The sequence below is a fragment of the Ruegeria sp. BA2 genome, assembly GCF_056539605.1.
Map to the genome: position 1 here is coordinate 36,529 of NZ_JBQFVE010000018.1, position 25,870 is coordinate 62,398.

19 protein-coding genes are annotated in these 25,870 nt (G+C 58.5%); 8 read left to right on the plus strand and 11 right to left on the minus strand.

Annotation, left to right across the window (positions count from 1 at the left end):
- Positions 1 to 99 precede the first annotated feature (99 nt).
- Complete coding sequence (locus ACR0NN_RS23115; RefSeq protein ID WP_170727252.1) at positions 100 to 972, plus strand: LysR family transcriptional regulator; 873 nt, start codon at positions 100 to 102, stop codon at positions 970 to 972.
- An 18-nt stretch (positions 973 to 990) separates the two neighbouring features.
- Here the strand turns inward: ACR0NN_RS23115 and ACR0NN_RS23120 are convergent, their stop codons facing one another.
- The 5 genes from ACR0NN_RS23120 to ACR0NN_RS23140 form a co-directional block, all read right to left on the minus strand.
- On the minus strand, positions 991 to 1,236 hold the full coding sequence (locus ACR0NN_RS23120; RefSeq protein ID WP_170727254.1) for a MoaD/ThiS family protein: 246 nt from the start codon (positions 1,234 to 1,236) through the stop codon (positions 991 to 993).
- On the minus strand, positions 1,229 to 3,487 hold the full coding sequence (locus ACR0NN_RS23125) for a xanthine dehydrogenase family protein molybdopterin-binding subunit (protein WP_170727265.1): 2,259 nt from the start codon (positions 3,485 to 3,487) through the stop codon (positions 1,229 to 1,231). The genes ACR0NN_RS23120 and ACR0NN_RS23125 overlap by 8 nt, the downstream gene beginning before the upstream one ends.
- Positions 3,487 to 3,966: a (2Fe-2S)-binding protein gene (locus ACR0NN_RS23130; protein WP_170687471.1), complete on the minus strand. Its 480-nt coding sequence runs from the start codon at positions 3,964 to 3,966 to the stop codon at positions 3,487 to 3,489. The genes ACR0NN_RS23125 and ACR0NN_RS23130 overlap by 1 nt, the downstream gene beginning before the upstream one ends.
- Entirely contained in the window at positions 3,963 to 4,829 is an 867-nt protein-coding gene (locus ACR0NN_RS23135) for an FAD binding domain-containing protein (protein WP_170727271.1), read from the minus strand. Before ACR0NN_RS23135 ends, ACR0NN_RS23130 begins: the two co-directional genes overlap by 4 nt.
- A gap of 129 nt (positions 4,830 to 4,958) precedes the next feature.
- A complete protein-coding gene (locus tag ACR0NN_RS23140; RefSeq protein WP_170727274.1) occupies positions 4,959 to 8,171 on the minus strand; it encodes a reductive dehalogenase in 3,213 nt (1,070 codons plus the stop codon).
- 77 nt (positions 8,172 to 8,248) lie between these two features.
- Here ACR0NN_RS23140 and ACR0NN_RS23145 point away from each other — a divergent pair, with 77 nt between their 5' ends.
- The gene (locus tag ACR0NN_RS23145) at positions 8,249 to 9,151 is read left to right on the plus strand and encodes a LysR family transcriptional regulator (protein WP_170727276.1); all 903 of its coding nucleotides are present in this window, start codon (positions 8,249 to 8,251) and stop codon (positions 9,149 to 9,151) included.
- Here the strand turns inward: ACR0NN_RS23145 and ACR0NN_RS23150 are convergent.
- Positions 9,142 to 9,993: a LysR substrate-binding domain-containing protein gene (locus tag ACR0NN_RS23150; RefSeq protein WP_170727281.1), complete on the minus strand. Its 852-nt coding sequence runs from the start codon at positions 9,991 to 9,993 to the stop codon at positions 9,142 to 9,144. The genes ACR0NN_RS23145 and ACR0NN_RS23150 overlap by 10 nt on opposite strands.
- A 97-nt stretch (positions 9,994 to 10,090) precedes the next feature.
- On the opposite strand from ACR0NN_RS23150, the gene ACR0NN_RS23155 reads away from it, so the two are divergent.
- Positions 10,091 to 10,798, plus strand: coding sequence for an SDR family oxidoreductase (locus ACR0NN_RS23155; protein WP_170727304.1), 708 nt, complete (start codon positions 10,091 to 10,093; stop codon positions 10,796 to 10,798).
- 2 nt (positions 10,799 to 10,800) lie between these two features.
- Here the strand turns inward: ACR0NN_RS23155 and ACR0NN_RS23160 are convergent, their stop codons facing one another.
- The 3 genes from ACR0NN_RS23160 to ACR0NN_RS23170 are packed head-to-tail and all read right to left on the minus strand — an operon-like array spanning position 10,801 to position 15,337.
- Positions 10,801 to 12,072 (minus strand): NAD(P)/FAD-dependent oxidoreductase, encoded by a 1,272-nt coding sequence (locus ACR0NN_RS23160; protein ID WP_170727307.1) that lies wholly within the window; start codon positions 12,070 to 12,072, stop codon positions 10,801 to 10,803.
- Between the two features lie 41 nt (positions 12,073 to 12,113).
- Complete coding sequence (locus tag ACR0NN_RS23165; RefSeq protein ID WP_170727311.1) at positions 12,114 to 13,148, minus strand: ACP S-malonyltransferase; 1,035 nt, start codon at positions 13,146 to 13,148, stop codon at positions 12,114 to 12,116.
- On the minus strand, positions 13,145 to 15,337 hold the full coding sequence (locus tag ACR0NN_RS23170) for a thiamine pyrophosphate-dependent enzyme (RefSeq protein ID WP_170727312.1): 2,193 nt from the start codon (positions 15,335 to 15,337) through the stop codon (positions 13,145 to 13,147). The genes ACR0NN_RS23165 and ACR0NN_RS23170 overlap by 4 nt, the downstream gene beginning before the upstream one ends.
- A gap of 214 nt (positions 15,338 to 15,551) precedes the next feature.
- Between ACR0NN_RS23170 and ACR0NN_RS23175 the strand changes: the two genes are divergently transcribed.
- Positions 15,552 to 16,445: a LysR substrate-binding domain-containing protein gene (locus ACR0NN_RS23175; protein ID WP_170727315.1), complete on the plus strand. Its 894-nt coding sequence runs from the start codon at positions 15,552 to 15,554 to the stop codon at positions 16,443 to 16,445.
- Between the two features lie 7 nt (positions 16,446 to 16,452).
- Here ACR0NN_RS23175 and ACR0NN_RS23180 read toward each other — a convergent pair whose 3' ends face one another.
- Both ACR0NN_RS23180 and ACR0NN_RS23185 read right to left on the minus strand, forming a co-directional pair.
- Positions 16,453 to 17,205 carry a nuclear transport factor 2 family protein gene (locus tag ACR0NN_RS23180; protein WP_170727321.1) on the minus strand — a complete coding sequence of 251 codons (753 nt, stop codon included), beginning with the start codon at positions 17,203 to 17,205 and terminating at the stop codon, positions 16,453 to 16,455.
- A gap of 209 nt (positions 17,206 to 17,414) precedes the next feature.
- Entirely contained in the window at positions 17,415 to 18,572 is a 1,158-nt protein-coding gene (locus tag ACR0NN_RS23185) for an acyl-CoA dehydrogenase family protein (protein WP_170727324.1), read from the minus strand.
- 254 nt (positions 18,573 to 18,826) lie between these two features.
- On the opposite strand from ACR0NN_RS23185, the gene ACR0NN_RS23190 reads away from it, so the two are divergent.
- The 4 genes from ACR0NN_RS23190 (at position 18,827) to ACR0NN_RS23205 (ending at position 25,832) form a co-directional block, all read left to right on the plus strand.
- Complete coding sequence (locus ACR0NN_RS23190) at positions 18,827 to 21,301, plus strand: heavy metal translocating P-type ATPase (RefSeq protein WP_170727327.1); 2,475 nt, start codon at positions 18,827 to 18,829, stop codon at positions 21,299 to 21,301.
- The gene (gene cueR, locus ACR0NN_RS23195; protein WP_170727337.1) at positions 21,298 to 21,687 is read left to right on the plus strand and encodes a Cu(I)-responsive transcriptional regulator; all 390 of its coding nucleotides are present in this window, start codon (positions 21,298 to 21,300) and stop codon (positions 21,685 to 21,687) included. Before ACR0NN_RS23190 ends, cueR begins: the two co-directional genes overlap by 4 nt.
- Before the next feature lie 59 nt (positions 21,688 to 21,746).
- Positions 21,747 to 22,661, plus strand: a complete 915-nt coding sequence (locus tag ACR0NN_RS23200; protein WP_480685632.1) for an NAD(P)-dependent oxidoreductase — start codon at positions 21,747 to 21,749, stop codon at positions 22,659 to 22,661.
- Positions 22,662 to 22,766: 105 nt separating this feature from the next.
- Positions 22,767 to 25,832 carry an aminotransferase class III-fold pyridoxal phosphate-dependent enzyme gene (locus ACR0NN_RS23205; protein WP_480685634.1) on the plus strand — a complete coding sequence of 1,022 codons (3,066 nt, stop codon included), beginning with the start codon at positions 22,767 to 22,769 and terminating at the stop codon, positions 25,830 to 25,832.
- The last annotated feature ends 38 nt before the right edge of the window (positions 25,833 to 25,870 follow it).

Consider the following 25,870-nt stretch of genomic DNA (forward strand, 5'->3'; position numbering starts at 1 on the left):
TTGCGCCCCAGAGTCAGAATTTGCCTGTCTCAGGATGGATTCCTGGACACGCATCAGTCAAACTCAAACAACTTAAACACACTTCAAGGAAACTGAAACTTGGCCATCAAGATCGAGATGCTGCGTTGTTTCTGTACCGTGGCGCAGACCGGCAATCTGGTTGAGGCCGCTGATCGGCTTGGTCGCACGCAATCCGCTGTGTCGATGACCTTGAAGCAATTGGAAGATCACCTTGACCAGAAATTGTTCGAGGGCGAGCGCAAGAACCGACTTTCGCCATTGGGCGAACACGTGTTTGAGATCGCGTTGCGGCAAGTGCGGCAGTTCGATCAAGCCGTCCAGAACATCGAAGCAGCAGCGCAGGCCGAACAAGGGCTGGTTCGAATCGTGTCGGTCCCGTCGGTTGGCGCGTTGATCTTCCCGCCGCTGCTCGAACATATGACGCGTAGGTTTCCAGGAGTGAAAATCGAATTGCGCGACTCTGACACGCAGCAGGTTTTGGATGCGATCGCACAAGATCAGGCGGATATCGGCATCGGTTCAGGATACCATGCGTTGAACGGGGTTCGAACCATCCCGCTGTTTCAGGATTCATTTGGTTTGGTCGCAGCGTCAGATCATCCCTTGATCATGCGTTCAGACCCGTTGGAAGTTGCCGATATTGGCAGCGCCCCTTTTGTGCGAAATACGCTCTGTGATCTGATCCAGACGCCGGCTTTCAAGGCTGTCACCGAAACGGCTGAGATCACAATTCACAATACGCATTCGCTCATCACTCTGGTTCGGACTGGAGACTGGATTACCGTTTTGCCGCAAACCGTCGCCGAATTCCTACCTGAAGCGGTCGCCTATCGCCCGATCACGGACCTGCCGGATCAGCGACAGGTTTACCTTTATATCCGCGAGCGGCTCCGGTTTCGGGACCAGACCGAGCAGTGCAGTACATTCATATTGTCGCGCAGTTTCGCTTAGTGGTGATGCCAGCGCCATTCAGCCCCCGCGAAGGCGTTGCATCAGGTACACCTCCGCACCCTCTGGGATGGGTTCGGTCAGACCGCTGGCAATAACGCGACCGTCAATGGCGATGGAAACGCCCGCATCGATTGGAGCCTGCAGCTGAGGATGTGATCGAACCAGTTCACGAAGCAGCTCACCGGTGGTTTTGGCTTCTACCTCCACCACCTCGCAACCCCCGGTCAATGACCGGAGGCCGGACCAGAGGTGGACCTCAACCATTGTCCTTCAGCGCGGCCAGAATACGCGGCGGCGACATCGGCAGCTGCTTCATGCGCACGCCCGCGGCATTTGAGACCGCGTTGGCGATGGCGGCCAAAGGCGGCACGATGCCGGTTTCGCCCACGCCCCGCACACCGAACGGGTGGCCGGGGTTGGGCACTTCGACAATCACCGTGTCGATCATTGGCAAGTCACTGGCAACCGGAATGCGATAATCGAGGAAGATCGAGTTTTGCAACCGGCCATCTTCGCCATAGATATATTCCTCGTTCAGCGCCCAGCCGATGCCTTGTGCGGCACCGCCCTGATACTGGCCTTCCACATAAGTCGGGTGGATTGCCTTTCCGGCGTCCTGAATGACGGTGTAGCGGATGATACTGGTCTTGCCGGTTTCCGGGTCGACCTCAGCATCGACTATATGGGTACCGAAGGACACACCTGCACCTTCCGGGGTCGCCTCGAAATGGCCGGAAATCGGCCCCCCCGTCGCGCCCATATTCGCGGTGATATCCGCCAAAGGCAGCGGATCGAAATCACCTGCGTTGGGTCCCGAGGGCACCGCGCAGCCATTTTCCCACTTCACTGCGTCTACCGGGATGCCCCATTTGGCTGCTGCGCGTTCGCACAGACGTTCGACCGCATGTTTGGCTGCCTTGATCGTGGCCAGGCCCGAGGCATAGGTCACGCGGCTTCCATGGCTTACATCATTGTAACCCAGCGTTGCGGTATCGGCGACGGTGACGCGTATGTTTTCGTAGGGAATGCCAAGCACTTCGGCCGCCATCAGCGCCATCGACGCACGCGAGCCGCCGATATCCGGCGTTCCAACCATGACCTGCGCCGAGCCGTCTTCGGACAAGGCCAGCGACACGGAGGTCTCGCCCCCATGGTTGAACCAGAACCCGCAAGAGATCCCGCGCCCTTGTCCGGGTTTCAGCGGGGCGGAATAGTGCGGGTGCTCTTTGGCCGCTTCAAGCGTTTCAACCAGTCCGATCCGCTCATATGTCGGACCATAGTTGGCCTTGGTCCCTTCATGCGCCGCATTCTTTAGGCGTACGTCGATTGGGTCCAGACCCAGCTTATTGCACAGCTCATCCAGCACAGATTCAACCGCAAAAGCACCCATTGGTGCGCCAGGTGCGCGGTAGGCGGCCTGTTTTGGGCGGTTGGCCATCACGTCATAGCCGACCTGACGCACATTGGTCAGGTTATATGGCGCAAAGGCACACATGGCGGTCATGTCGCCCGGAGCACCGGGGAAGGCACCACCCTGCAGGCGGAAGATGCCCTGAGCCGCCGTGATGGTTCCGTCCTTCTTCATGCCGATCTTGATATCCATCGACGCAGAAGAGGTCGGGCCGGTCGAACGGAACACCTCAGACCGGCTCATGACCAATTTGACGGGGCGGTTGGCCTTACGGCTCAGCGCCAGTGCGACCGGTTCGATGAACACTGTAGTCTTGCCGCCGAACCCGCCGCCGATTTCAGAGGCCGTCACGCGCAGTTGCGCGGTTTCGATCCCCAGAAGCGCGGCACAGTATTTCTGTGCGTACCAATGGCCTTGTGTCGTGCACCACAGTTCGCCTTTGCCGTCTGCGCCAAGCGACCCCAAACAGGCATGAGGTTCGATATAACCCTGATGCGTGGCTTCGGTCACAAAGCTGTCTTCGAGGACCAGATCAGCCTCGGCAAAGCCCGCTTCAACATCGCCATGACCACTTTCATGATAGCGCACGACGTTGGGATGCATCCCTTCCGGCACGGAGTAATCCGCAGCACCTTCACGAATCACAGGTGCGTCCGGCGCCATGGCTTTGTCTACATCGGTGACGTGGGGCAGAACCTCGTATTCAACTTCGATCAGTTTCAGCGCATCGCGCGCTGCCAGGGCAGACGTAGCGGCAACAGCGGCCACCGCATGACCGTCATAGAGCGCCTTTTCCCCCGCCATGACGTTTTCCAGCACATTCCAGAATTCACCTTCAAGGCCGGGCTTGAAGACTGGCTTGTCCGAGAAATCTGCACGGGTCACAACTGCTTTGACGTCCTTGTGGGCCTCGGCCTTTGACGTATCGATCTTGACGATCCGCGCGTGTGCATGGGGTGAACGCAGGACAGCGCCGTGAAGCATGCCGGGGGCTGAAATATCCGCGCCGAACTTGGCGCGACCCGTCACCTTATCCAGACCGTCAGGGCGATCCGGACGGGTACCAACAAAATTGAATTCAGATTTGCGATCGTCCAGTGCCATTACGAAGCCTCCCGCATCTCGGCCGCCGTATCCATGACGGCGCGAATGATTTTGTCATAGCCGGTGCAACGGCAGAGGTTTCCTGCCAACCAGTACCGGGTTTCTTCTTCGGTCGGGTTTGGGTTCTTCTCCAATAGCGATTTGGCCGCGACCAGAATGCCCGGGGTGCAGATGCCGCATTGCAGGGCCGCATATTCGACCATCTTCTTCTGCAGCGGATGCAGGACGTCCCCGTCCGCGATCCCTTCGACCGTTTCGATCTGTTTGCCTTCGGCCTCGACCCCCAGCATCAGACAGGAGCACACCAGTCGGCCATCGACAGTGACCGAGCAGGCCCCGCAATCGCCCGTGCCGCAACCCTCTTTCGCGCCCGTCAGGTTCAGTTTGTCGCGCAAACAATCCAGCAGGGTTTCGCGCGGATCACAGAGGTATTCGACCGCGTCGCCATTTACGGTGGTGGATACGTGGAGCTTGCTCATAAATCTTCTCCCTTCGCGCGGGCATATGCGATTTTCGCGGTACGCTTGGCCAGAACACCGGCCACTTCGGTGCGGAACGCAATGGTTCCGCGCTTATCGTCAATCGGGCTGCAAGCGGCAGAGGCAGCGGCGGCAAGCCTATCCAATGCTGCGTCATCCAGCGTGCTGCCGATCAGCGCCTTGGCGCAATCCTCAACCAACAGCACGGTTGGTGCCACAGCCCCCAGCGATACGCGGGCCTCAATTATGGTGTCCCCTTCCAGCCGTAGATTGACGCCAACGCCAACCACCGCGATGTCCATCTCGGTACGCGGGATAAAGCGCAGATAAGCATCACCCGCATTGTCTCCGCGCGCGGGGATGTTGATGGCCGAGATTAGCTCGCCCTTGGCCAGAGACGTTTTGCCAGGGCCGGTCGGGATGTCTTCGACGGCGACCTCGCGATCACCTTCCGGGCCGGTCACGATCACAGTGACACCCGCCGCAACCATCGCCGGAACCGAATCCGCGGCCGGCGAGCCATTGCACAGGTTCCCGGTCAGCGTTGCACGCCCCTGCACCTGTGTCGATCCGATCAGATCCATCGCCTCAACCACGCCGGGCCAGTCGCGGCCAAGCTCGGGATGCTCGCTCATCTCGGCACCGGTCGCGGCGACGCCCAGCGTCCAGCTGCCATCGGCGTTGCGGGTGATGTCACTGACACCGCCGATATTCTTGATGTCGATCAGCGTATCAGGCGTCACAAGATCTGAACGCAACTGCACCAACACATCGGTGCCGCCTGCCAGAAATCGTGTAGTGCCCGTCGCATTCGCGGCCAGAGCCGACGCCTCGGCAAAGCTGGCGGGGCTGTGATAATCCATGAAAATACCTCGCACCTGTTGATCAGGATAGACTGCGGTTCGTTGGGGACGTTAGTGCAGCAAATCGGCGGCGTCCATGGCTGGAACGACCAATTCTTGCGATTCAAAATGTCGTTTTCTTGCGATAGCTCACAGATCGATCTCGATCACCCCGTCAGGCTCAGCCGCGCGGCTCTGGCAAAGGATGATCGCCCCTTCACGCTGCTTGTTGGACAGCACAAAATCTCGATGCTCAATCTTACCTGAAATTACGCCACACTTGCAGACTCCGCATATCCCGTCCGAGCATTTTACGTCCACATGATATCCCGCCTCGTTCAACACTTGCGCCGCGTCCTTGTCGGTCGGGACATTCAGGTCCCGCCCTGACTTTGCCAGACGCAACGTGAATGGATGGCTTTCATATTCGGGCTGTTCGGGGACCGAGAAATATTCCAGATGCCGCGCCTGTTCGGGAAATCCCTGTGCCTCGGCAGCTTGCATCACACCATCCATGAACCGATCCGGGCCGCATGTGTAGACGTGCCAGCCATCCTGATAGCCGTGCAAAATAGCCTCCAAATCAGCACGCGTGCCTTCGTCTGAGAAGTGATAGTGCACGTGATCGGCCCAGGGCATAGCCGCCAGATCGTCCAGATATCCAGCGCCTGCACGTGTGCTGGCGGAATAATGCAATTCAAACGGCCCACCCATCGCATGCAATCGATGGGCGAAGGCAATCATCGGTGTGATACCGATACCGCCGCCCATCAGAAATGTCTTGGTTGCGGTCTCGTCCAATTCGAAATGGTTTATTGGTTTCGAGATGAAGACCTTGCGCCCTTCGTTGAAGATGCGATGCAGCAAGGCCGAGCCGCCGCGCCCTTCGTCCTCGCGCAGCACGCCGATCTGATATGTGGTGCGATCCGAAGGGTTACCCGACATCGAATATTGCCGCAGGAATTCGGGCGAAACCAGCACGTCCAGATGCGCACCGGCGGTCCATTCGGGCAGCGGTGCACCGTCCAGGGTTGAGAATTCGTACTTGGTGACGTCCGCAGTCATCTTGTCGACCTTGGTCAGCTCAACCCGCATGACCGGCGCATCCCCGGCGATCTGATATTGGTGGATGACCGACAAATCGCCAGCTGCTTTGCGCGCTTTGTAGTCATCGGCCGTGACCATCGCTTCGTATGCGGAAATCCCGGCCTCGCGATCCATATTGAATGGGTAAGGCCAAGGATGCGGCGCCAAGGGTGCGGGGTAAACAGCCAGCGTTTGGTCCTCGTATTTCAGATCGAGGTCTTTTTGCAGATCCCGCCGGTTCAAGGGGTGTTGCGACGGGCGATAGGCGCCGTCAGCCTCCAGCTCGATATCCCACCACCATTTCTTGGTGTCATTCAGACCACCATTACCCACAGCATCGTCAAGCTTGGCCAAGGCAGGCGCGGCTTGCGGGATGGTCATCGCAGCCCATCGGAATGGGCGTTCTTTGAATAGACCTTCCAGGTTCCAAGGGCAGGTCTTCATGCACCGTCCGCACATCGCGCCCCCGGGCGTAGTGATGCGGTAAGTGGCGCATTTCTGGCTGTCGGATTTCCAGATTTCGTAGCCGTTGAACATCAGCTTCGGCCCGGCGGTGATGGCACCCGAGGGGCATTCACGAGCGCATTTGTTGCAGCTTTCGCAAAATGTCTGCAGACCGAAATCTATGGGCTTGTCATGCGCTATCGGCATGTCGGTGGTTACCACTCCGGATTTCAGGCGCGGGCCGAGATAGGGGTTCAGGATCACCTCTCCGATCCGGCTGACCTCGCCCAACCCTGACAGCAAGAGCAGCGGAGGTTGGAGCACCTCGCCATCCATAACCGTATGCGCCTTGGCCTTGTAACCGAGGTTCCGGATTTGCTGCGCGATCACTCCGCCTAGCAGCGAGAACCTTAGATAAGCGCGCATCGATTGGGCAACGCTGATCCAGTCGTCACCGCTGGCACCTTCCATCGTTTCATAGCCCTGATCGATGATCATACTGATGGCCTGATCATGCGGCGGATTAATCTCTTCACCGGTGGCATCGTGGGAATACCAGCTCCACTCGGGGCACCGGCTGAGGCCGACCGCATCGACCCCAAGGAAATAGGTCGCGGCTTTGATATTCGCAGCATTACGGTCTGCATCTGTTGGACATTCAACCGCAGCGCTGTCGCCATCCTGCAGCAGAACAAACGCGCCCAGCGCGCGGCGTTGGGCAAAGCTGGGGGCGGATTTGCGCACATAGTGCCCGCCTTTGGTTGCATCCTGCAGCGATTTGCCCATATCGCCGAATTGGGCGCGGGCGAACATATCTGCGCGTTTGGGTACACGGGCGACGTTTTCCTCATCGATATAGGTGGAGGGGTTGTCGACGCGCTTGAGATTCTCAAACGGATGCGCCCCGTCCACATATCGCCGCTTGGCATAGGCATCGCGGTTCAGCGCGTTCTTGGCAAAGCCCGCCCCCAGCCACCATGCGGGCCCCTGCGTGCGAAACCACGGCTGTTCGGCCATGGGGCGCAAAGGGCGGTCATGCGCAATCTCCATCTCGGTGGTCACAGCAGCCAGCCCAAAGCGTTTGCCCAGCCAGGGCACAACCACAGCCCCATCTTCGACCGAGGCCAACCCGGCCGCAACCGCTAGTTTGCCCAGATCAACCTCGGACGACATCGCCGTATGCGCCCGCGCGTCAAAGCCCAAAAGGCGGATATAGTTAGCAATGACCACTGCATTTTCGGTCGCCAGCAGACATGCGCGATGGTCCTGAGCGTCCACGATCCAATCGGCCCCAGGTTCCGACGGATCCGGGTCACGATTGAATTCATATAGAAACACGATCGCATGACGATGGCTGCTCATCGGGCGCGGGGCGGCCTCCATGCTTTCCTTCAGGTCCGCCATGATCACGTCGATGCCCGAGGCCAGCGTTTTGGTCTGGCGGGTTTTCAGCGCATGGGCCAGCCGGTCGATATCCGGATTGCGTCGAGGCTCTGCCAGTATCGCCTCTGTAGGCAATGGCCCGCAGCCCATCATTGAGGCGTCGTTGAAATAACCAAACGCTTTCAGGTGATTGGCGCGATCCACCGGATCAGTTGGGATTTCCGAGGCAACCGGGTTCACGAACCCATCCCGAATGGCATCCATCATCGCCTGAAATTCACCCATCGCGTTGACGATGCTTTCAGGTTGATCCGGTCGATGAAAATTAAGCGATTGCATAGGGGTGACCTGCGCCAATTCGGGTATCCGGTCCTGCCGCGCCAACCGTTCCAGCGGGAATGGTCCCATATGAACGGGTCTGTTCTTGTCCGAGAAAAAGCGGATCCCCATCGCGCGCCTCCTGCTTGCTGCCTTCCCCCCTACCCCGGCATGGACACCAAATCCATTCATGAATAATCATATATGGTATGAGCAATATTGATTTCACTGATTTGGACGGCAAGGTCCTGCGGGTGTTCCTGACGATACTCGAGGAAAGCTCGGTCTCGAAAGCCGCTGACCTGCTTGGCGTCACGCAATCTGCGATCAGTCACACACTGAGCAAGCTGAGGCAGGTGCTGGGCGATCCGCTATTTGTCCGATCCGGTCAGGGGCTGACCCCAACCGAACGTGCTCTATCGCTGAAAGAGCCGGTGCAACAGGTGTTGGACAACATGCGCGCCCTGACCGAAGGCCGTCCGTTCGATCCGCTATCGGAACAGATGAACATTCAGATCGCCACCAACGATATGCCACGCGAGTTGATCTTTCCTGCGCTGCTAAGAAAGACACGCTCCGAAGGCGTGCGGTTGCGATTGGAATTCATCCCCTCAGGCGTTCCTGACCCAGACCTGTTACGCAGTGATCGGTGCCAACTGATGCTGACCCCGCTTCCGCCGGATGGGCCCGATATTTTCCAGAAACGTCTACTCACCAGCCCATTGATGATGTTCTACGACGCCGCACATTGTGAACCGCCCAAGGATTGGCAGGCCTATTGTAACAGCGACCATGTCGAGGTGCGATTTGCCGATGGGCGTAACGCCCGTGCCGTCATGCGTGGCGTGGATCAAAGCCAGATCAGACCACCCGTCGTGACCTTGCCGCATTTCAACGCGATCCCACCTTTCGTGAAAGGCAGCGACCTGATCTCGACCGACACGGCACTGATGAAACGCGGGCCGCTGGCCGCGCTGGACTGCGCGCCGCTGCCGTTCGAGTGTGAGCCCGTGTCGATCTACATGGTCTGGCATCAACGATCGGCCAATGATCCTGCGCATCGCTGGCTGCGGGATCAGATCGAAATGATTGCCGCCACGCTTCAGACCTGAGACAGAAGCCAGTCACGCATCTGTTGCACCAACTCTGGTTGGCGCGGCTTCTGCGGGATTACAATGAAAAAGCTAAGATCATCGACCAGCACCTCAGAAAGCGGCTGTACCAACCGACCCGAGGCAAGCTCAGCAGATACAAGTGGGGCGTTGGCCAACGCAAATCCCTGCCCCGCAATGGCCGCATCTATCGCCAGACTCGTCTGACTGAAATTCATCATCCGGGGGCGTCCTTCAACGCCGGCGCGCTCCAGAAACAGTGGCCACAATCCATGGGAATCGCTGAGAAGGACGTGCTGCATCAAATCTTCGGGACCGGAGATTTCCGAAGCCCGATCTGGGCTGCCCACAACCACAAACTCGGTTGAAAATAGTGGGGTGGCTTGCAGCCCCCGCGCTATGGGCGAACGGCTCTGACGCACCGCAATGTCAATTCCGTCCGACTGAAAATCGGCCAACCGTTCGCGCGCGTCGACCTGAACCTCCACATCTGGATGTCGGGACACAAAATCGTTCAACCGCGGGACCAGCCATTTTGATGCAAAGCTTGGTGTGACTGAAATCGTGATCTGCCGCTGTTCCGACAGATCAACGACTGCTTCATCGATCAGTCGAAAGGCCCGGCGCAAGGGGGTGTGAAATCGTCTCCCCGCCTCGGTCAAACGCAGCCCGCGTGGAATGCGATCGAACAATGTGACCCCCAATCGGGCCTCCAATCCGCGCACCTGTTGGGCAACGGCCCCTTGAGTCACGCCAATTTCTTCCGCAGCAAGACGAAAGTTCAGGTGACGGGCCGAGGCCTCAAAGGCGCGCAACGCGTTAAGAGGTGGGCGGGCAGACATGTTTTGACTGTAGATTTTCTACTGCCACAGCGCAACAGAACTGATTGGTCAAATGGGTCCCATAGCACCATCTTCAATTCAGACAACGCAAAGGAGTATGAAAATGGACAAAGTAGCTTTGATCACGGCAGGCGGCAGCGGCATGGGCGCGGATTCCGCGCGCAGATTGGCGGCAGATGGGTTCAAGGTTGGCATTCTGTCCTCGTCGGGCAAAGGCGAAGCGCTGGCGCATGAGTTGGGTGGCGTGGGTATCACAGGATCGAACCAATCAAATGAAGACCTGCAAAAGCTGGTCGACGCCGCGATGGCCCACTGGGGGCGGATCGATGTGCTGGTCAACTCGGCAGGCCACGGCCCCCGCGCACCGGTGCTGGAACTGACGGATGAGGACTGGCACACCGGATTGGATGTCTATTTCATGAACGCCGTGCGCCCCACCCGGCTGGTTGCGCCGATCATGCAGGCCCAAGGCGGTGGGGCGATCATCAACATCTCGACCTTTGCTGCATTTGAGCCTGATCCTGTGTTCCCCACCTCTGGCGTATTCCGCGCGGGGCTGGCGGCCTTTACCAAACTGTTTTCGGACCATTACGCCGCTGACAACATCCGTATGAACAACGTCTTGCCCGGTTTCATCGACAGCCTGCCCGAGAAAGAGGAGTTCCGCAGCCGTATCCCGTTGGGCCGTTACGGACGCAGCTATGATGAGATCGCCTCGGTCGTGGCTCTGCTGGCGTCGGAAGGGGGCGGATATATCACCGGTCAGAACATCCGCGTTGACGGCGGTATCACCCGGTCGGTTTGACGTCAGAACCGAGCCTTTACGAAATGCGTCAGCGCCGCGCCACTCTCAAAAAATGCGCGGCGCAGACCCGTCCAGCTTTCGCTATATTCCTGCACCGGCGGCACCGGCAGCAGGGATGGGTCATCCTTCAGCAGGCATTCAGCCATTAAGCGCCCAAAAACAGTACCCGGCCCGATCCCGCGCCCGGAAAACCCGTGCGCGGCCATCGCATTCGGCCCGATCTGAGTGATTTTGGGAATGTGGTCCGATGTCATGGCGATCCGTCCGTGCCACCCCTCTTCCAGCGGCTGATCCGCCAATTGTGGATAAAGCTCTGCCAGCTTCCGTTTGATCCAGGCTTTGTGGGCAAATCCCCCCGCGCTGCTAAGTTCTCCCATACCGCCAATCACCATGCGGCCTGCCTGATCTAACCGGAACGAGGTCATGATCAGACCGGTATCCCAGCACCCCTCGCCTTCGGGCAATATGTTGGCAAGCAGATTATGTGATAGCGGCGCTGTGGCGTATTGGAAGTAATAGACCGGAACGTAATCGGGCGCGGTCTCTGCAATGCCCTGATGATATGCATTTGTCGCCTGAATGACAGACGTGGCGTGCACAGTTCCGGTGTCCGAGCGCAAAACCCATCCCCCAGCCTCGTGCTGCTGAGATATAATTGGGCTCTGCGTATAAATCCGTGCGCCTGCATCTTGCGCAGCGCGGGCAAGGCCAACCGCATAGGCAAGCGGCTGGATCGTGCCCGCACGAGGATCGAACAACGCACCATGAACGGCGCGGCTGCCAGTCCGCTGACGTGACTCATTCGCGTCAAGCAATTCCACTGGCGCGCCCGAGGCGCTTAGCTGTGCATGACGTGTCTGCAAATCGCCAAAGCCCGCCGCGGAGTGGGCGCAATGCAACGTACCTTTCCTGACAGGTTCACATTCAATCTGTTGCGCGTCGATCAGTTCGAAAACCTCTGTCGGCGCATTCGCCAATAGATCGATCAGGCGACCCCCCGCCACTTGGCCCAAATGTGACCGGATTTGTTCCGGTGGCAACCAAAGCCCGGCATTGACCAGCCCGACGTTTCGGCCTGATCCGCCATGCCCGATCTGATGCGCCTCGAGCAGGCAAATCGACGCCCCGGCTTGTGCGGCGGTCAAAGCGGCTGAGCAGCCTGTGTAGCCGCCACCGATAATGGCGAGATCAACGCTCACGTCACCAGAAAGTTGTTGCGTGTCGACCCGTTCGCAACAGGTTTGCTGCCACAGCGAGTGATCATAGTCGCGCATGAACAAGCCCCATGAGTGTTTCGCTGATCATTAGACAGAGCTTAGCCAGTAACAAGGGCGCGCTGTTCATCCCGCCCCATGGCGATGAGGAACGGATCGTCGTTTTGCCGCGCCTGGAACGATGCCTTATCCGTCATTCCCCGCCAGCGCCCTAGGGCAAGGGATTGCGCCACCGCACCGCCCAGTGTCGCACCGGGTCCGGTCACAATGAACAAATCAGGTGCAAATTCGCGTGCGGCGGTCTGAATGGCGTGGGTGAAGTCATAGGTCTCGGTCACCTGATGCCCCAGCGTATAGTCCGATAGGTCCTGCGTGTCCGTGGCCCCCGGCCACCAGATTTTGCCACGACCGTCGATCATAGGACGCTCAGGCTGACCGAATAGATCGGGGCCAAGCTGTGCCCGCCCTTTTTCGGCCACGGGGGCCTGAAGCGCGGTGTGGAACGCGGCGTGGTTGGCAAGTCGCAACGGGAACCGGTCTTGAAGGGTGGGCTGAGTCGCCTCGAAGGCCGTCAACCCGGCGTCATTCCCTGCCAGAACCAGCATTCCACCCAGATCAATCGACAGCGCGAGCGCGTGGTCCTTCAGTGCGTTTATCCGCGCCACTTCATTCAGCAACGCGTCTTTGCGAGCGGGATCTGCCGTCCATTCTTCTTCCACGAACGGATAAACCAACTGACCGCCGATCAGATGCTCCTGCATCAAAGTGCCCATCGTGTTGACAACACGAAATCCGTTCTCGGGCGTCAATGCCCCTGCGGCAGCCAGTGCAATGTACCACCCCATCGAGTTGCCGGTGACCGCGACAACCTCGATATCATCATCAAGCGCCTGCGCATCAGCCAGCGCCGCCGCATAGATCAGAGGCGAAGCCACGTCACCGCGCGAGTATTTACCGATCGTATAGCGCTCTGCCCCATCCAATTCAGTTACGGCTTCTTGCGCGGTTTCAGCGCGGATTGCGTCAAAGCGGCTGAACATCTGCATACGGTTTGCGTGATGACGGTGCAGATAGCCCAATTCGGGCTTGTTATAGGTGCCCCGGCCAGGGCAGATCACAACGGCTGTGCGAGTCATGAGTGAACTCCGGTCAGGGTTAGCGCTGCAGCCACAATCCCGTCTTTCGAAGGAAGGGGTGCCGCATAGGCAGGGCCGGTTGCAATGAATGAATCCTCAGCGACAACCCGGGCCGTTGGGGTCGTGGGACTTTCTTCGACGAAGAAAGTCATCAACGCCTCGGATTGGCTGCCGGTTCTGCGGCACTCGTCGACGATCAAAACATGCGCGCATGTTTTGGTGGCTTCGCGCAGGGCTTCCATCGGCAGCGGTGCGAGCCAGCGCATGTCGATAATACGTGTTTTCAAGCCTGCCGCCTCAAGTTCAGGCAATGCTTGCTTCGACAGGTAATGCCCATTGCCATAGGTCACAATTGCCAGATCGGTACCGGCGCCGTGCACACCGACCTCGCCCAGCGCGATCCTCTGATCCCGAGCCGGATAAGTGGTCATCCACCCGCCATCCTGCGCCGCGTGCAGATCTCGCATCGGGTAAAGCGCGATTGGTTCAAGGAATACGACAACCCGCTGCTCTTCTCGTGCCAGCCGCACACATTCGCGCAGCATCTGCGCAGCGTCCGCCCCAGTTGAAGGGCAGGCGATAATCACGCCGGGAATGTCCCGCAAAACGGCCAGAGAGTTGTCGTTGTGAAAATGCCCGCCAAAGCCTTTCTGATATCCAAGTCCCGCGATGCGCAATACCATCGGGTTGGTGAATTGCCCGTTGGAAAAGAACGGCAGAGTCGCTGCTTCTCCTCGAATCTGATCCTCGGCGTTGTGCAGATAGGCAAGAAACTGGATTTCGGGGATCGGGACAAACCCGTTATGACCCATGCCAATCGCAAGACCCAAAATGGATTGCTCATCCAACAATGTATCGATCACCCGATCCGGACCAAAACGTTGTTGCAGCTTCTGTGTCACGCCATAGACGCCACCCTTGCGGCCTACATCCTCGCCCATGCAAACGATTTCGCCATGCTCAAGCATCAGATCGGTCAGTGCCCAGTTGATTAGCCGGCTCATGGGCTGGGGTTCGGCCATCGCGCGCATATCACCACCAAAGACGTTTGCACGCGCCTCGGCGCTTGGGCCATTTGTCGGCTTACAGGTCCGCTTTGGTGGGATCAGGCTGGCCATAACATCTGATGCTGTGGCGAGATGAGGGCGGCTGGACGCCTCCGCCGCCACACGATCCGTGCGCGCGCAGGTATCCTCATAAATTTTGAGAGCTTGATCCGGCGGCAACGCACTCGCTTGGTTCAGCAGACGAACGCTGTGCAGCAGCGGATCATTGGCCTCATCCGCCTCAACTTCGGATTTGGGTAGATAGGTCGTTGGCACATCCGCCCCAGCATGGCCATACAGGCGCACGGTTTTTAGATGCAAGAAGGCCGGTTTCCGGCGCGTACGGACATAGTCGGCCGCCTCTTTCGCCACTGCGTAGGTCTCATAGATGTCCAACCCGTTGGCCTGAAAATACTTGATCCCCGGACGATGCTCCATCGAGGCCTGTATCCAGCCTTTGGGCGTTTTCACCGAGATGCCAATCCCGTTGTCTTCACATACGAATAGCAGCGGCAGCGGCGTAGATTGCACGCTGGTCCAGCCTGCCGTATTGATCGCCCCTTGCGCTGTTGAGTGATTGGCCGAAGCATCCCCGAACGAACAGATTGCGATCCCGTCCTCTGGCAACGCACGATGCTCAGGAGCGTTACGGCGTGCGGCGCCAAGCGCATAGGCCGCCCCCACTGCCTTGGGCAAATGGCTGGCGATGGTCGACGTCTGAGGCGGGATCATCAGCGCCTTTGATCCAAGCACCTTATGCCGTCCGCCCGAGGTCGGGTCCTCGCTCGAGCACGCAAAGCTAAGCAGCATATCCCATGCGATCTGCTGACCCGGCACCTGTTCCGCCCTTGCGATCTGAAATGCTGCGTCCCGGTAATGCAAGAATGCAATGTCGGTGGGGCGCAGGGCGTGGGCGACAGCGGCCATCCCTTCGTGCCCGGACGAGCCGATCGTATAGAAGCCCTGACCCGCTTTCTGCATCGCCCGGCTGGTCCGGTCCAGGGCTCTGCTGAGGACCTGGGACCGAAACAACGAAACAGCATCGGCATTGCTCAAACCCGGGCGCGGCGATGCGCCGACAGGCAGGTCCGCGTTTGCGACACGGTTCAGGAAATTCTCATGTACGATCTGTGCGCGGTCCATGGCTCTCGCTTTGTCTGGTCATTGTCATCGGCTTGAGGTGACATCAGTACGTATCCGACCCACCTTCGTTTTGTCCCGCGCGCAGACGAGAATTTCAAGATCACGGATGTGCTGCGTCTGGACAGCCGCAAAGGGAATGTATTCGCGCAGTCATCGCTCTGGCGGTGCGAAAATACCAGTGCTATTACGTTTAGAAGGTATGAGGAATTATCATATGATTGCGCCGCGTCGGTTCCTGCCGTCAATCTCGTCGCTGCTTGCGCTTGAAGCCGTTGATCGGTTGGGAAGCGCTTCGGCTGCTGCGGCCGAGCTGTCCTTGACACAAAGCGCGATCAGTCGGCAACTCAAGACGATGGAGGATCAGCTTGGGGTTCAGTTGATTGAACGCACCCAGATGCGTTTGCACCTGACACCTGCCGCACAGGACTATGTGCAAACCGCAAGGTCTGCGGTGCAGGAATTGGCACAGGCAGCACTGAAGCTCAAAGCCAATCCGGCGGGCGGGGCACTGAACTTATCAATCCTTCCCGCATTCGGGATGCACTGGCTGGCCCCTCGCCTACAGGATTTTGCCCGGCGCCATCCTGAGGTCACGGTCAATCTAGGCACTCGATTGAAACCGTTTGATTTTGCCTCCGATCCGTTTGATGCCGCCATTCATTTCGGCCAGCAGGACTGGGCGGGTGTTCACTATCTGCCGATCATGCAGGAAGAGGTCTTGCCAGTCTGCGCTCCGGACTTTGCTGCCGCTAACATTGACAGTTTGGATGATCTCCGCGCCGCACCGCTGCTGCATCTAGAATCCCGGCCAGATGCGTGGGAGCGGTGGTTTGCGCTGCAAGGGAAGACAGTTGCGGGCCTGCCGGGCATGTTGTTCGATCAGTTTTCGACCATGATACAAGCGACTATCCATGGGTTGGGCGTGGCTCTGCTGCCATCATATCTGGTGCAGGATGATTTGCGCGCCGGGCGACTTGTTCAAGCGTGGGCGGGTCCGGGGACAAGCCTTGGCAGTTATTATCTGGTCTGGCCCAATGACCGCTCGGCACCCGAGCCTCTCAGGTCGTTCCGAGACTGGATCCAAGACCAGCTAGAGACTGAAGCATAGGGTTGCCTTAGAACTTACTGTTGTCGTTTTTCCACTCGCTACGTGGTGCAATGGTCTCAACCGTATCCCAATGCTCAACGATCTTGCCATCCGCGACACGGAAAAGATCATAAAATGAGGTGTGCTGGCCCTGAAGCTCCCCTTCGCACACGGTCAGCACAAAATCTCCTTCTGCCAATACGCGATGTAGATGCTGATAGTTCACGTCGCCTGTTTCCGCCAACGCCACCCGCAAAGCTGACAGGTCATCCGAAAAACGGGGGCTATGCTCAACAAAGACGGCAGCGTTCAGCCAAGCGTCCATCCGCCCCAGTTTTCCGGCAATCAACACCGTTTCGACAAATGCCCGAACGCTGGCTCGGTTCTCTTCGGTTTTTGCGGCATCCCGCACCTCGGTCGGGCCGTCGACCATACTGTGCCCCGATCCATTTGGCCCCTGCCGCTTCTGAATATTGTCCCAGTGTTCCACCGCCTGCCCGTCTTCAAAGCGGAACACCTCAAAACCGATGTTCCGGCGCGAGAAATCATATTCTGTATGTGCAAAGACAAAGTCACCATCCTCGAATGCACGCACGATATTCACGCGCGGAGAGGTTTCGGACAGCCGTTTAAACAACGCCGCGAGCCCTTCGCTGCCTTCGTGAGTTTGTGGATTGTGCTGAATATACCGCGCTTCGTTTACCACCGATACAGGCCCCGGATCGCCGGTTTCGATGCTTTTTAGCAGCGCGCATATGCGATCCTTGTTGGAGGCAGCCATGCTGTTGTTCCTTCCGATCTAAACGGCCCGCCGACACAATGGCAGGCGGAACGCATTGCATCAACGCCATTGCTTATCTGAAAGCCCTGCCCGGCCTACGCCTTGCGTCCTGCGGACGGCAGGGGGGCCGGGCAGGCGCGGGCATTGCCCGGCCCAACCGAAGGAGACGTTCCGCAAGGAAGGTCGACGACGGGCGGGGGCGATTTTGATCAGACGTCGATCGAGCGGGCGATGAGTTCTTTCATCACCTCATTGGTCCCGCCATAAATCATCTGAACCCGCGCATCCGCATAGAGCCGCGCGATTGGATACTCCATCATGAACCCGTAACCGCCAAACAGTTGCAGGCACTCGTGCATGATTTCGTTCTGCACTTCCGAGCCCCAATATTTCACCATCGAGGCGGTCGCCGCATCCAACTCCCCCGCTTCCAGCTTGCCGATACAATCATTGACGAAACTGCGCAGCACCTCGGCCTTGGTCTTGCATTCGGCCAATTTGAATCGGGTGTTCTGAAAATCCATTACGCGCTGGCCAAAGGCTTTGCGTTCCTGAGTGTACTTCACCGTCTCGGAAATCGCGAAATCGATCGCGCCCAGCGCCATGATCCCGATGGTCAGCCGCTCCCACGGCAACTGTTTCATCAACTGATAAAACCCCTGCCCCTCCTCCGGGCCCAGTAGGTTGGTCATTGGAACTTTGACATCTTCAAAGAACAACTCTGCTGTGTCGTTGCCCTTCATCCCAAGTTTCTTGAGGTTCCGGCCCCTCCGGAATCCATCAGTTCCGCCGGTTTCAACCGCGATCAGTGAAACGCCCTTTGCCCCCAAAGATTTGTCCGTTTTGGCCGCCACAATGACCAGATCAGCGGATTGCCCGTTGGTGATAAAAATCTTGGACCCGTTGAGGCGATAGGAATTGCCGTCCTTCTCAGCCGTCGTTTTCACCGCCTGTACATCCGACCCGGTGCCCGGTTCGGTCATGGCCAGAGCACCGATCATCTCACCCGAGGCCAGTTTCGGCAGCCACTTTTGCTTTTGATCATCACTGCCATAAGCGGTGATGTAATGGGTCACGATGGATTGGATACCATATCCCCAGCCCGCGTCACCCCGCGCCGACTGTTCGTAGAGGGTGACCGAGTCGAATCCCATCCCGCCACCGACGCCACCATATTCCTCAGCAATCGAGCCGGCCATCAGACCCGTCTCTCCTGCCTGTTGCCAGAACTCGCGGTCGACGACCCCATTCTCGGCCCATTTCTCGGTATTGGGCACCAACGCGTCATCCATGAAGCGGCCCGCCATTTCGGCAAACATCCGGTGTTCGTCAGTAACCCAAGCGGCTGTGCTGGTAAAAAGCGACATCGAAAAGCTCTCCAGATCAGGTGTTTGCCAAATGCTACCCGGGTGCGCGGGCAGTTCCAATCCGTGTGACGTGGCGTCCAAAGCAAATGCTACGCAACGTTTTCGGCAAAAATTTCGGCCTGAAGGAGGCCCCTATCGGTATGCACCCCGTCGGGACCCATGCGGCGATGGCGCGCATATGGATACCAGGCCTTGACCCTCCCGTCACTGGAACCCTTATATCAAGGGCGCAATCAATAGTTGGGATGCCTCGCATGGCCGAGTCACAACATATACAAATCAAGATCACGGGTATGAGCTGCGCTTCATGCGTGGGCCGGGTTGAAGGCGCGCTTCGCAAAGTACCGGGGGTCAGCGCGGCAGAGGTCAATTTCGCAACACATACCTTGGATGTCACGTATGAAGATTCATTTTCTGAGATTCTGAGCGCACTTGACGCGGCTGGTTATCCGGCTGAAACCCATCAAACCCGTTTGGATGTTGAAGGCATGAGTTGCGCATCCTGCGTAGGCCGGATCGAACGTGTGCTGCAAGCAACCCCGGGCGTGTTGGATGTTGGGGTCAATCTTGCAACCAAAACTGCCGCGGTCACGTATGCCGAGGGATCAACCAAGCCAGCGACGCTCGCCCAAATTCTGGCCGAAGCGGGGTATCCAGCGCACTCAATCAACGCGGATAAGTCAGACCGCAACACCAATGCGGAAGAGCTTGCAGCTTTGTGGCGCGCGACTTTGATCGCTGCTGCACTCGGTTTGCCGGTCTTTGTGTTGGAAATGGGCGGGCATATGATCCCTGCTTTTCACCACTGGATTCACGCAAATATCGGCCTGCAAACAAGCCATGTGATCCAATTTGCCTTAACCACGGCACTGCTCGTCGGTCCGGGGCGGGTCTTCTATGCCATGGGCATCCCTTCATTGCTGCGTGGCGCACCTGATATGAACGCGCTGGTCGCACTGGGAACAGGGGCTGCATATCTCTATTCGGTGCTCTCGACCTTTGCGCCACAGGCGTTGCCATCGGGCACAGCCAACGTCTATTTCGAAGCCGCTGCGGTCATCGTTGTTCTGATCCTGCTAGGCCGACTGCTGGAGGCCCGCGCCAAAGGACGAACAGGGGCGGCAATTCGAAAACTGGTCGGACTGCAACCCAAATCCGCGCGGGTCGAACGGGATGGAGCCACCCAAGACCGGCCAATCGCCGAGATCGTGGTCGGAGACATCGTGCTTATCCGCCCGGGTGAACGGGTGCCCGTGGACGGAGAGGTGTTGGATGGGACCTCCTACATAGACGAGAGCATGATCACCGGTGAGCCCATACCGGTCGGCAAAGCTAAAACCGACCCGGTCGTTGCAGGTACGGTGAATGGTACCGGTGCCCTGCGCATCCGAGCAACTCATGTGGGTGCCGAAACGGTTTTGGCTCAGGTCATCAGAATGGTCGAGCAAGCTCAGGGTGCAAAGCTGCCGATTCAGGGATTGGTGGATCGGATCACCTATTATTTTGTACCCGCTGTGATCGCTGTGGCTATGCTAACAGTCGCCGCATGGCTGATCCTTGGACCAGCCCCAGCGCTGCCTTTGGCGCTGGTGGCTGGTGTTTCGGTGCTGATCATTGCCTGCCCCTGTGCGATGGGTCTGGCAACGCCAACTTCGATCATGGTGGGTACCGGGCGCGCGGCTGAACAGGGGGTTTTATTCCGCAAAGGGGATGCGTTGCAGCAGTTGCAGCAAGCCAAAGTGGTCGCGCTCGACAAGACCGGCACGCTGACCATGGGTCGCCCGGAACTGGAAGGCATCATGACCACGAACGGCTTTGACGACACCGAGGTGCTGCGCCTCGCTGCGGCGGCCGAGGCGCGCTCGGAACACCCGATCGGCAAGGCGATTACCCGCGCCGGTCCCAAGGATTTGCCTGCGGTCGAAGCGTTCGAATCTGTAACAGGGCTTGGCTTACGTGCGCAGATCGAAGGACGTGCGGTCTTAATTGGTGCTGACCGGCTGATGGAGCAGTCCAAGATTGACCTTGGTGAAATACGGCCTCATGCACAGGCACGCGCTGCAGATGGGGCAACGCCCGTCTATGTTGCAATCGATGGGCAGGCTGCAGCGGCGCTGACGGTGTCGGACCCGATCAAACCGGGTACACCCGAGGCGCTGGCACGTCTGCACCAGTTGGGCGTAACGCTGGCGATGGTCACTGGTGACAACGCACAAACGGCTCGGGCTCTGGCCGACAAGCTCGGCATAGATCACGTCACCGCCGAAGTCCTGCCCGAAGGTAAGGTTGCAGCAATCGAGACGTTGCAGCGCCAGTTCGGAACGCTCGCCTTTGTGGGTGATGGCATCAACGATGCGCCGGCCTTGGCGACAGCAGATATCGGACTGGCCATAGGAACGGGTACCGATGTGGCAATCGAAACGGCTGATGTAGTGCTTATGTCGGGTGATCTTCGCGGCGTGGCCAATGCGATGGAAATCAGCCGTCGCACAATGCGCAACATCCGCCAGAACCTTGGCTGGGCTTTTGGATACAACACGCTGCTGATCCCGGTTGCGGCCGGGGTACTCTACCCGATGGGCGGTCATCTGCTGTCGCCTGCCCTGGCCGCGGGGGCCATGGCGCTGTCCAGTGTCTTTGTTGTCTCAAATGCGCTCAGACTGCGACGTATCCAGACCAGCTTGCCGGACGTCGGAGGCGAACACTCCCCTCAAGAGGTTGCCGCATGAATATTGGAGAAGTTTCCACCCGCACCGGTCTGCCTGTCAAAACCATCCGTTATTACGAGGACATCAACCTGATCAAGCCGTCGCGCGACGACAATGGCTATCGCCGGTTCCGTGATCAGGACCTCCATAAGCTGAAGTTTCTGGGCCGCGCCCGGACCCTTGGATTCACCATCGAGGATTGCCGGACTCTACTGGCTTTGTACGAGGATGAAACCCGTGCCAGCGCGGACGTAAAGCGGGTTGCGCGTGATCACCTGGCACAAATCGATGCCAAGATCGCTGACCTCAAGGGGATGCGCGATACGCTCAGCCATCTTGTGGACGCATGCGCCGGTGATCACCGACCGGACTGCCCAATCCTGCAAGACCTCGGCGGCAAACCGTGACACAGGGTTGCCCTTTGGCCCAAGCTTTGCTTTGTCACTGCTAAAGTTCACGATCTGCCGTGTCGCTTAGGCCGGGTTCGGAATATGGAGAGGATCATTACATGGCAAAAGTTGCATTCCTTGGTCTTGGCGTCATGGGGTATCCGATGGCCGGGCACCTGCAGGCCGCAGGCCACGAGGTTGCCGTCTATAATCGCACCGCAACCAAAGCTGAGGCCTGGGTGGCCGAGCACGGTGGCGCAATGGCTCTGACCCCACGAGACGCAGCTAGTGGCGCAGAGTTCGTCATGGCCTGCGTTGGAAACGATGATGATCTGCGCACGATCTGCACAGCTGAGGATGGGGCCTTTAGCGGAATGGCCCGCAACGCGATCTTTGTGGATCACACAACCGTTTCAGCCGATGTCACACTCGAGCTGTATGACGTGGCCAAGGCGCAAGGTATTGCCTTTGTCGACGCCCCGATCTCGGGCGGCGAAGCCGGGGCCGTCAACGGTGTATTGTCGATCATGTGCGGTGGCGACAAAGACGCCTATGATGCCGCAGAACCGGTGATGGATGTGTATTCAAAAATCTGCCGTCGTATTGGAGAAAGCGGTACGGGGCAGTTGACCAAAATGTGCAACCAGATCGCAATCGCGGGTTTGGTACAGGGCCTTAGCGAAGCGTTGCACTTTGCTGAAAAAGCCGGGCTGGACGGACGTGCGGTCGTTGAGGTGATCAGTCAAGGCGCGGCGGGTAGCTGGCAGATGGTCAACCGGCATGAAACGATGCTGGACGATCATTTCGACTATGGCTTCGCTGTGGATTGGATGCGTAAGGATCTGTCAATCTGTCTGGATCAGGCGGACAAAACCGGTGCATCTTTGCCGGTCACCGCGCTTGTGGACCAGTTCTACAAGGATGTGCAGAAACTGGGCGGGGGCCGGTGGGATACGTCTTCGCTTTTCAAACGACTGCGAGCGCAGGACTAAGCAAAGGGGGGCTGTCTGCCCCCCATCGCGCCAAGGCGCGATTCCCCCCGAGGATATTTCTGGCCAGATGAAGAGGATCAATTTGGACATGGCGTGGTGTGACGTATGAGCGATCTGAACACATTCTGGGCCCGCCGCCTGCGTGAACATTGGGGACTGGACGCCCGATTGACGCGGTTGGATGGAGAATATGACCTCAACTTTCTGGTCAAGGCCACCAACGGCCAGGACTATGTACTAAAGGTGATGCGCCCCGGATGTGATGCCGCACTGGTGGATTTACAGATCAAAGCGCTGGAGCATCTCAGCACTGCCGCACCAGGCCTACCCTTTCCCGCCATACATCCCGATCTGAATGGTGCCATGCTGCCTGAGATACCCGATGCGCAGGGGCAGCCTCGGCTTGTTTGGTTGCTCGAACGCATGCCGGGGGAGTGTTATGCGCGCAGCGCGCCCAAAACCGAAGACCTCATCCTGAAACTTGGCCGCGTTCTTGGCGCAACGGATCGGGCCTTGGAGGGCTTCGCGCACGAAGGGTTGCACCGCACTGATTTCAAATGGGACCTGACGCAGGCCGGGTGGATCGGCGACCAATTGGATGCAATATCTGATCCCACGCGGCGGGCGCGTTTACAGCAGATCACGTCGGATTTCGGGGCTATCTACGACCGGTTGTGCGCATTGCCAAAACAGGCGATCCACAACGATGCCAACGACTACAATATTCTTGTTGAAGGTGAGTTGAGCGAACGCCGCAGCATCTCGGGCCTGATCGACCTCGGCGACATGTGCGCCGCACCGCGCGTGTGCGAGTTGGCGATCGCAGGGGCTTATGTCGTTCTGGACCACACCAGATCTGATCGGGCTCTGGCTGCACTGGTGCGCGGCTATCATGCCGCAAACCGTTTGCGTCCGGATGAGATTGATCTGATCTGGCCACTGCTTCAGATGCGACTTGCGGTCTCTGTGGTGAATTCGACCTTGATGGCGGCTGAAAACCCGGACGATCCCTATGTGACGATCAGCCAAGCCCCGGCATGGCGATTGCTTGAGAATGAAACAATCAATGGCGCGCTTATGCCTGCCCGGCTGCGCGCAGCCTGTGGCGTGCCGGTCGTGGACGGTGCTGAGCGTATCCACACGTATCTGTCGGGCCATCGCGGACATTTCGCGCAGATGTTCGGGCAGGATCTAAGCGATGTGCCTATGGGCTCATTATCCGTAGAGGAATCAACATGGCCGCAGAATCCTTTCCACATGCCGCTGGCCGAGGCGGCGCGGGTTGGGGAAGAGTTCGGAGAAGGCCTTTGGCTAGGCTACTATAGTGAACCTCGCCTGATCTATGCCGAACCGGGGTTCCGCAAGGGCCCTTGGAAAGCGACGGATCGGCGCACGGTGCATCTGGCCGTTGATGTATTTGCACCTGCCGGAACAGTGCTGCATGCGCCGCTCAGCGGTCGGGTCGAGGCGGTTGAAAACAGGGACGCGCATCTCGATTACGGTGGCGTCGTGATCCTGCATCACGAAACCCCCGAAGGCGATGCGTTCTATACTCTTTATGGCCATCTAGACCCAGAGGTCAGTGCGCGGTTGAAACCCGGCGATCCGGTGGCCCAGGGTGCGTCTTTTGCCCGGTTGGGGGATGCCAGCCAGAACGGCGGCTGGGCACCACATGTGCATTTCCAACTGGCGTTGACCACGGATGGGATGCAGGCCGATTGGCCCGGCGTTGCTGACCCGGATGAGCTGGAGCTGTGGCATGCTGTTTGCCCCAACCCTGCCGCGCTGTTGAACCTGCCGGATGACAAGGTGTTCTATCGTCCGACAGACAAGCAAGCGATCCTGCAGGATCGGCGCGATCACTTTGGCGGTAATCTCAGCCTGACCTATGACGATCCGGTCATGCTGGTGCGAGGCTGGAAACATCACCTGTTTGATGAATGGGGGCGGCCCTATCTGGATGCTTACAACAATGTTCCGCATGTGGGTCATGCGCATCCGCGTATTCAGGCGGTTGCGGCGGATCAGCTAAAACGCATGAATTCAAACACCCGCTATCTACACCCGGCGCAAACCGCCTTTGCCGACAAAATACTGTCGAAATTGCCGGATCACCTTGAGGTCTGTTTCTTCGTCAATTCGGGGACTGAGGCCAATGAGCTTGCCCTACGTTTGGCCCGCGCCCATACCGGTGCCAAAGGGATCGTGACACCGGATCACGGCTATCACGGCAACACAAACGCGGCGGTGGCGATCTCGGCCTACAAGTTCAACAAACCCGGCGGGGTCGGGCAAGCTGATTGGGTTGAGTTGGTCGAGGTCGCAGATGATTATCGCGGCTCTTTCCGGCGCGATGATCCGGACCGCGCCACAAAATTCGCGGATTTTGTGGAGCCCGCGATTACCGCGTTGCAAGCGAAAGGCCATGGGCTTGCGGGCTTCATCGCAGAAACCTTCCCCTCGGTCGGGGGGCAGATCATCCCGCCAAAGGGCTATCTGCCTGCGGTCTATGAAAAGATCCGCGCTGCCGGAGGGGTCTGTATCGCGGATGAAGTGCAAACCGGCCTCGGGCGTCTGGGCGAGCACTATTTCGGTTTTGAACACCAAGGCGCGCTGCCTGACATCGTGGTCTTGGGAAAACCCATCGGCAACGGTCATCCATTGGGCGTTCTGGTCACAACCAAGGAGATCGCCGCAAGCTTTGACAACGGGATCGAGTTCTTCTCGACCTTCGGCGGCTCAACCCTGTCCTGCCGGATCGGGAAGGAAGTTTTGGATATTGTCGATGACGAAGGGCTGCAGGAGAACGCGCGCGCCATGGGCGTTCGCCTAATGGACGGGCTCAAACAGATCGAGGCAGAGTTTGCCTGCGTTGGCGATGTGCGCGGGATGGGTCTGTTTCTTGGGGTGGAACTGATCAACCCTGACGGATCGGAAAGCAGCGATATCTGCAGTTACGTCAAGAACCGGATGCGCGATCATCGCATTCTGATCGGCAGCGAGGGGCCCAAGGACAATATCCTGAAAATCCGCCCACCGCTGACGATCGAGGCAGAAGACGTGGACATGATCCTTTGGGCGCTGCGAGAGGTGCTGGGCGAAGTCGGTGACTACAGCCCTGCCCTCGTGTGCGATCACGATCATCATCACGCGGGTTGCGGCTGTTGCTAAGAACAATACCCCGGCAAAATGGCCGGGGCATCGCTATC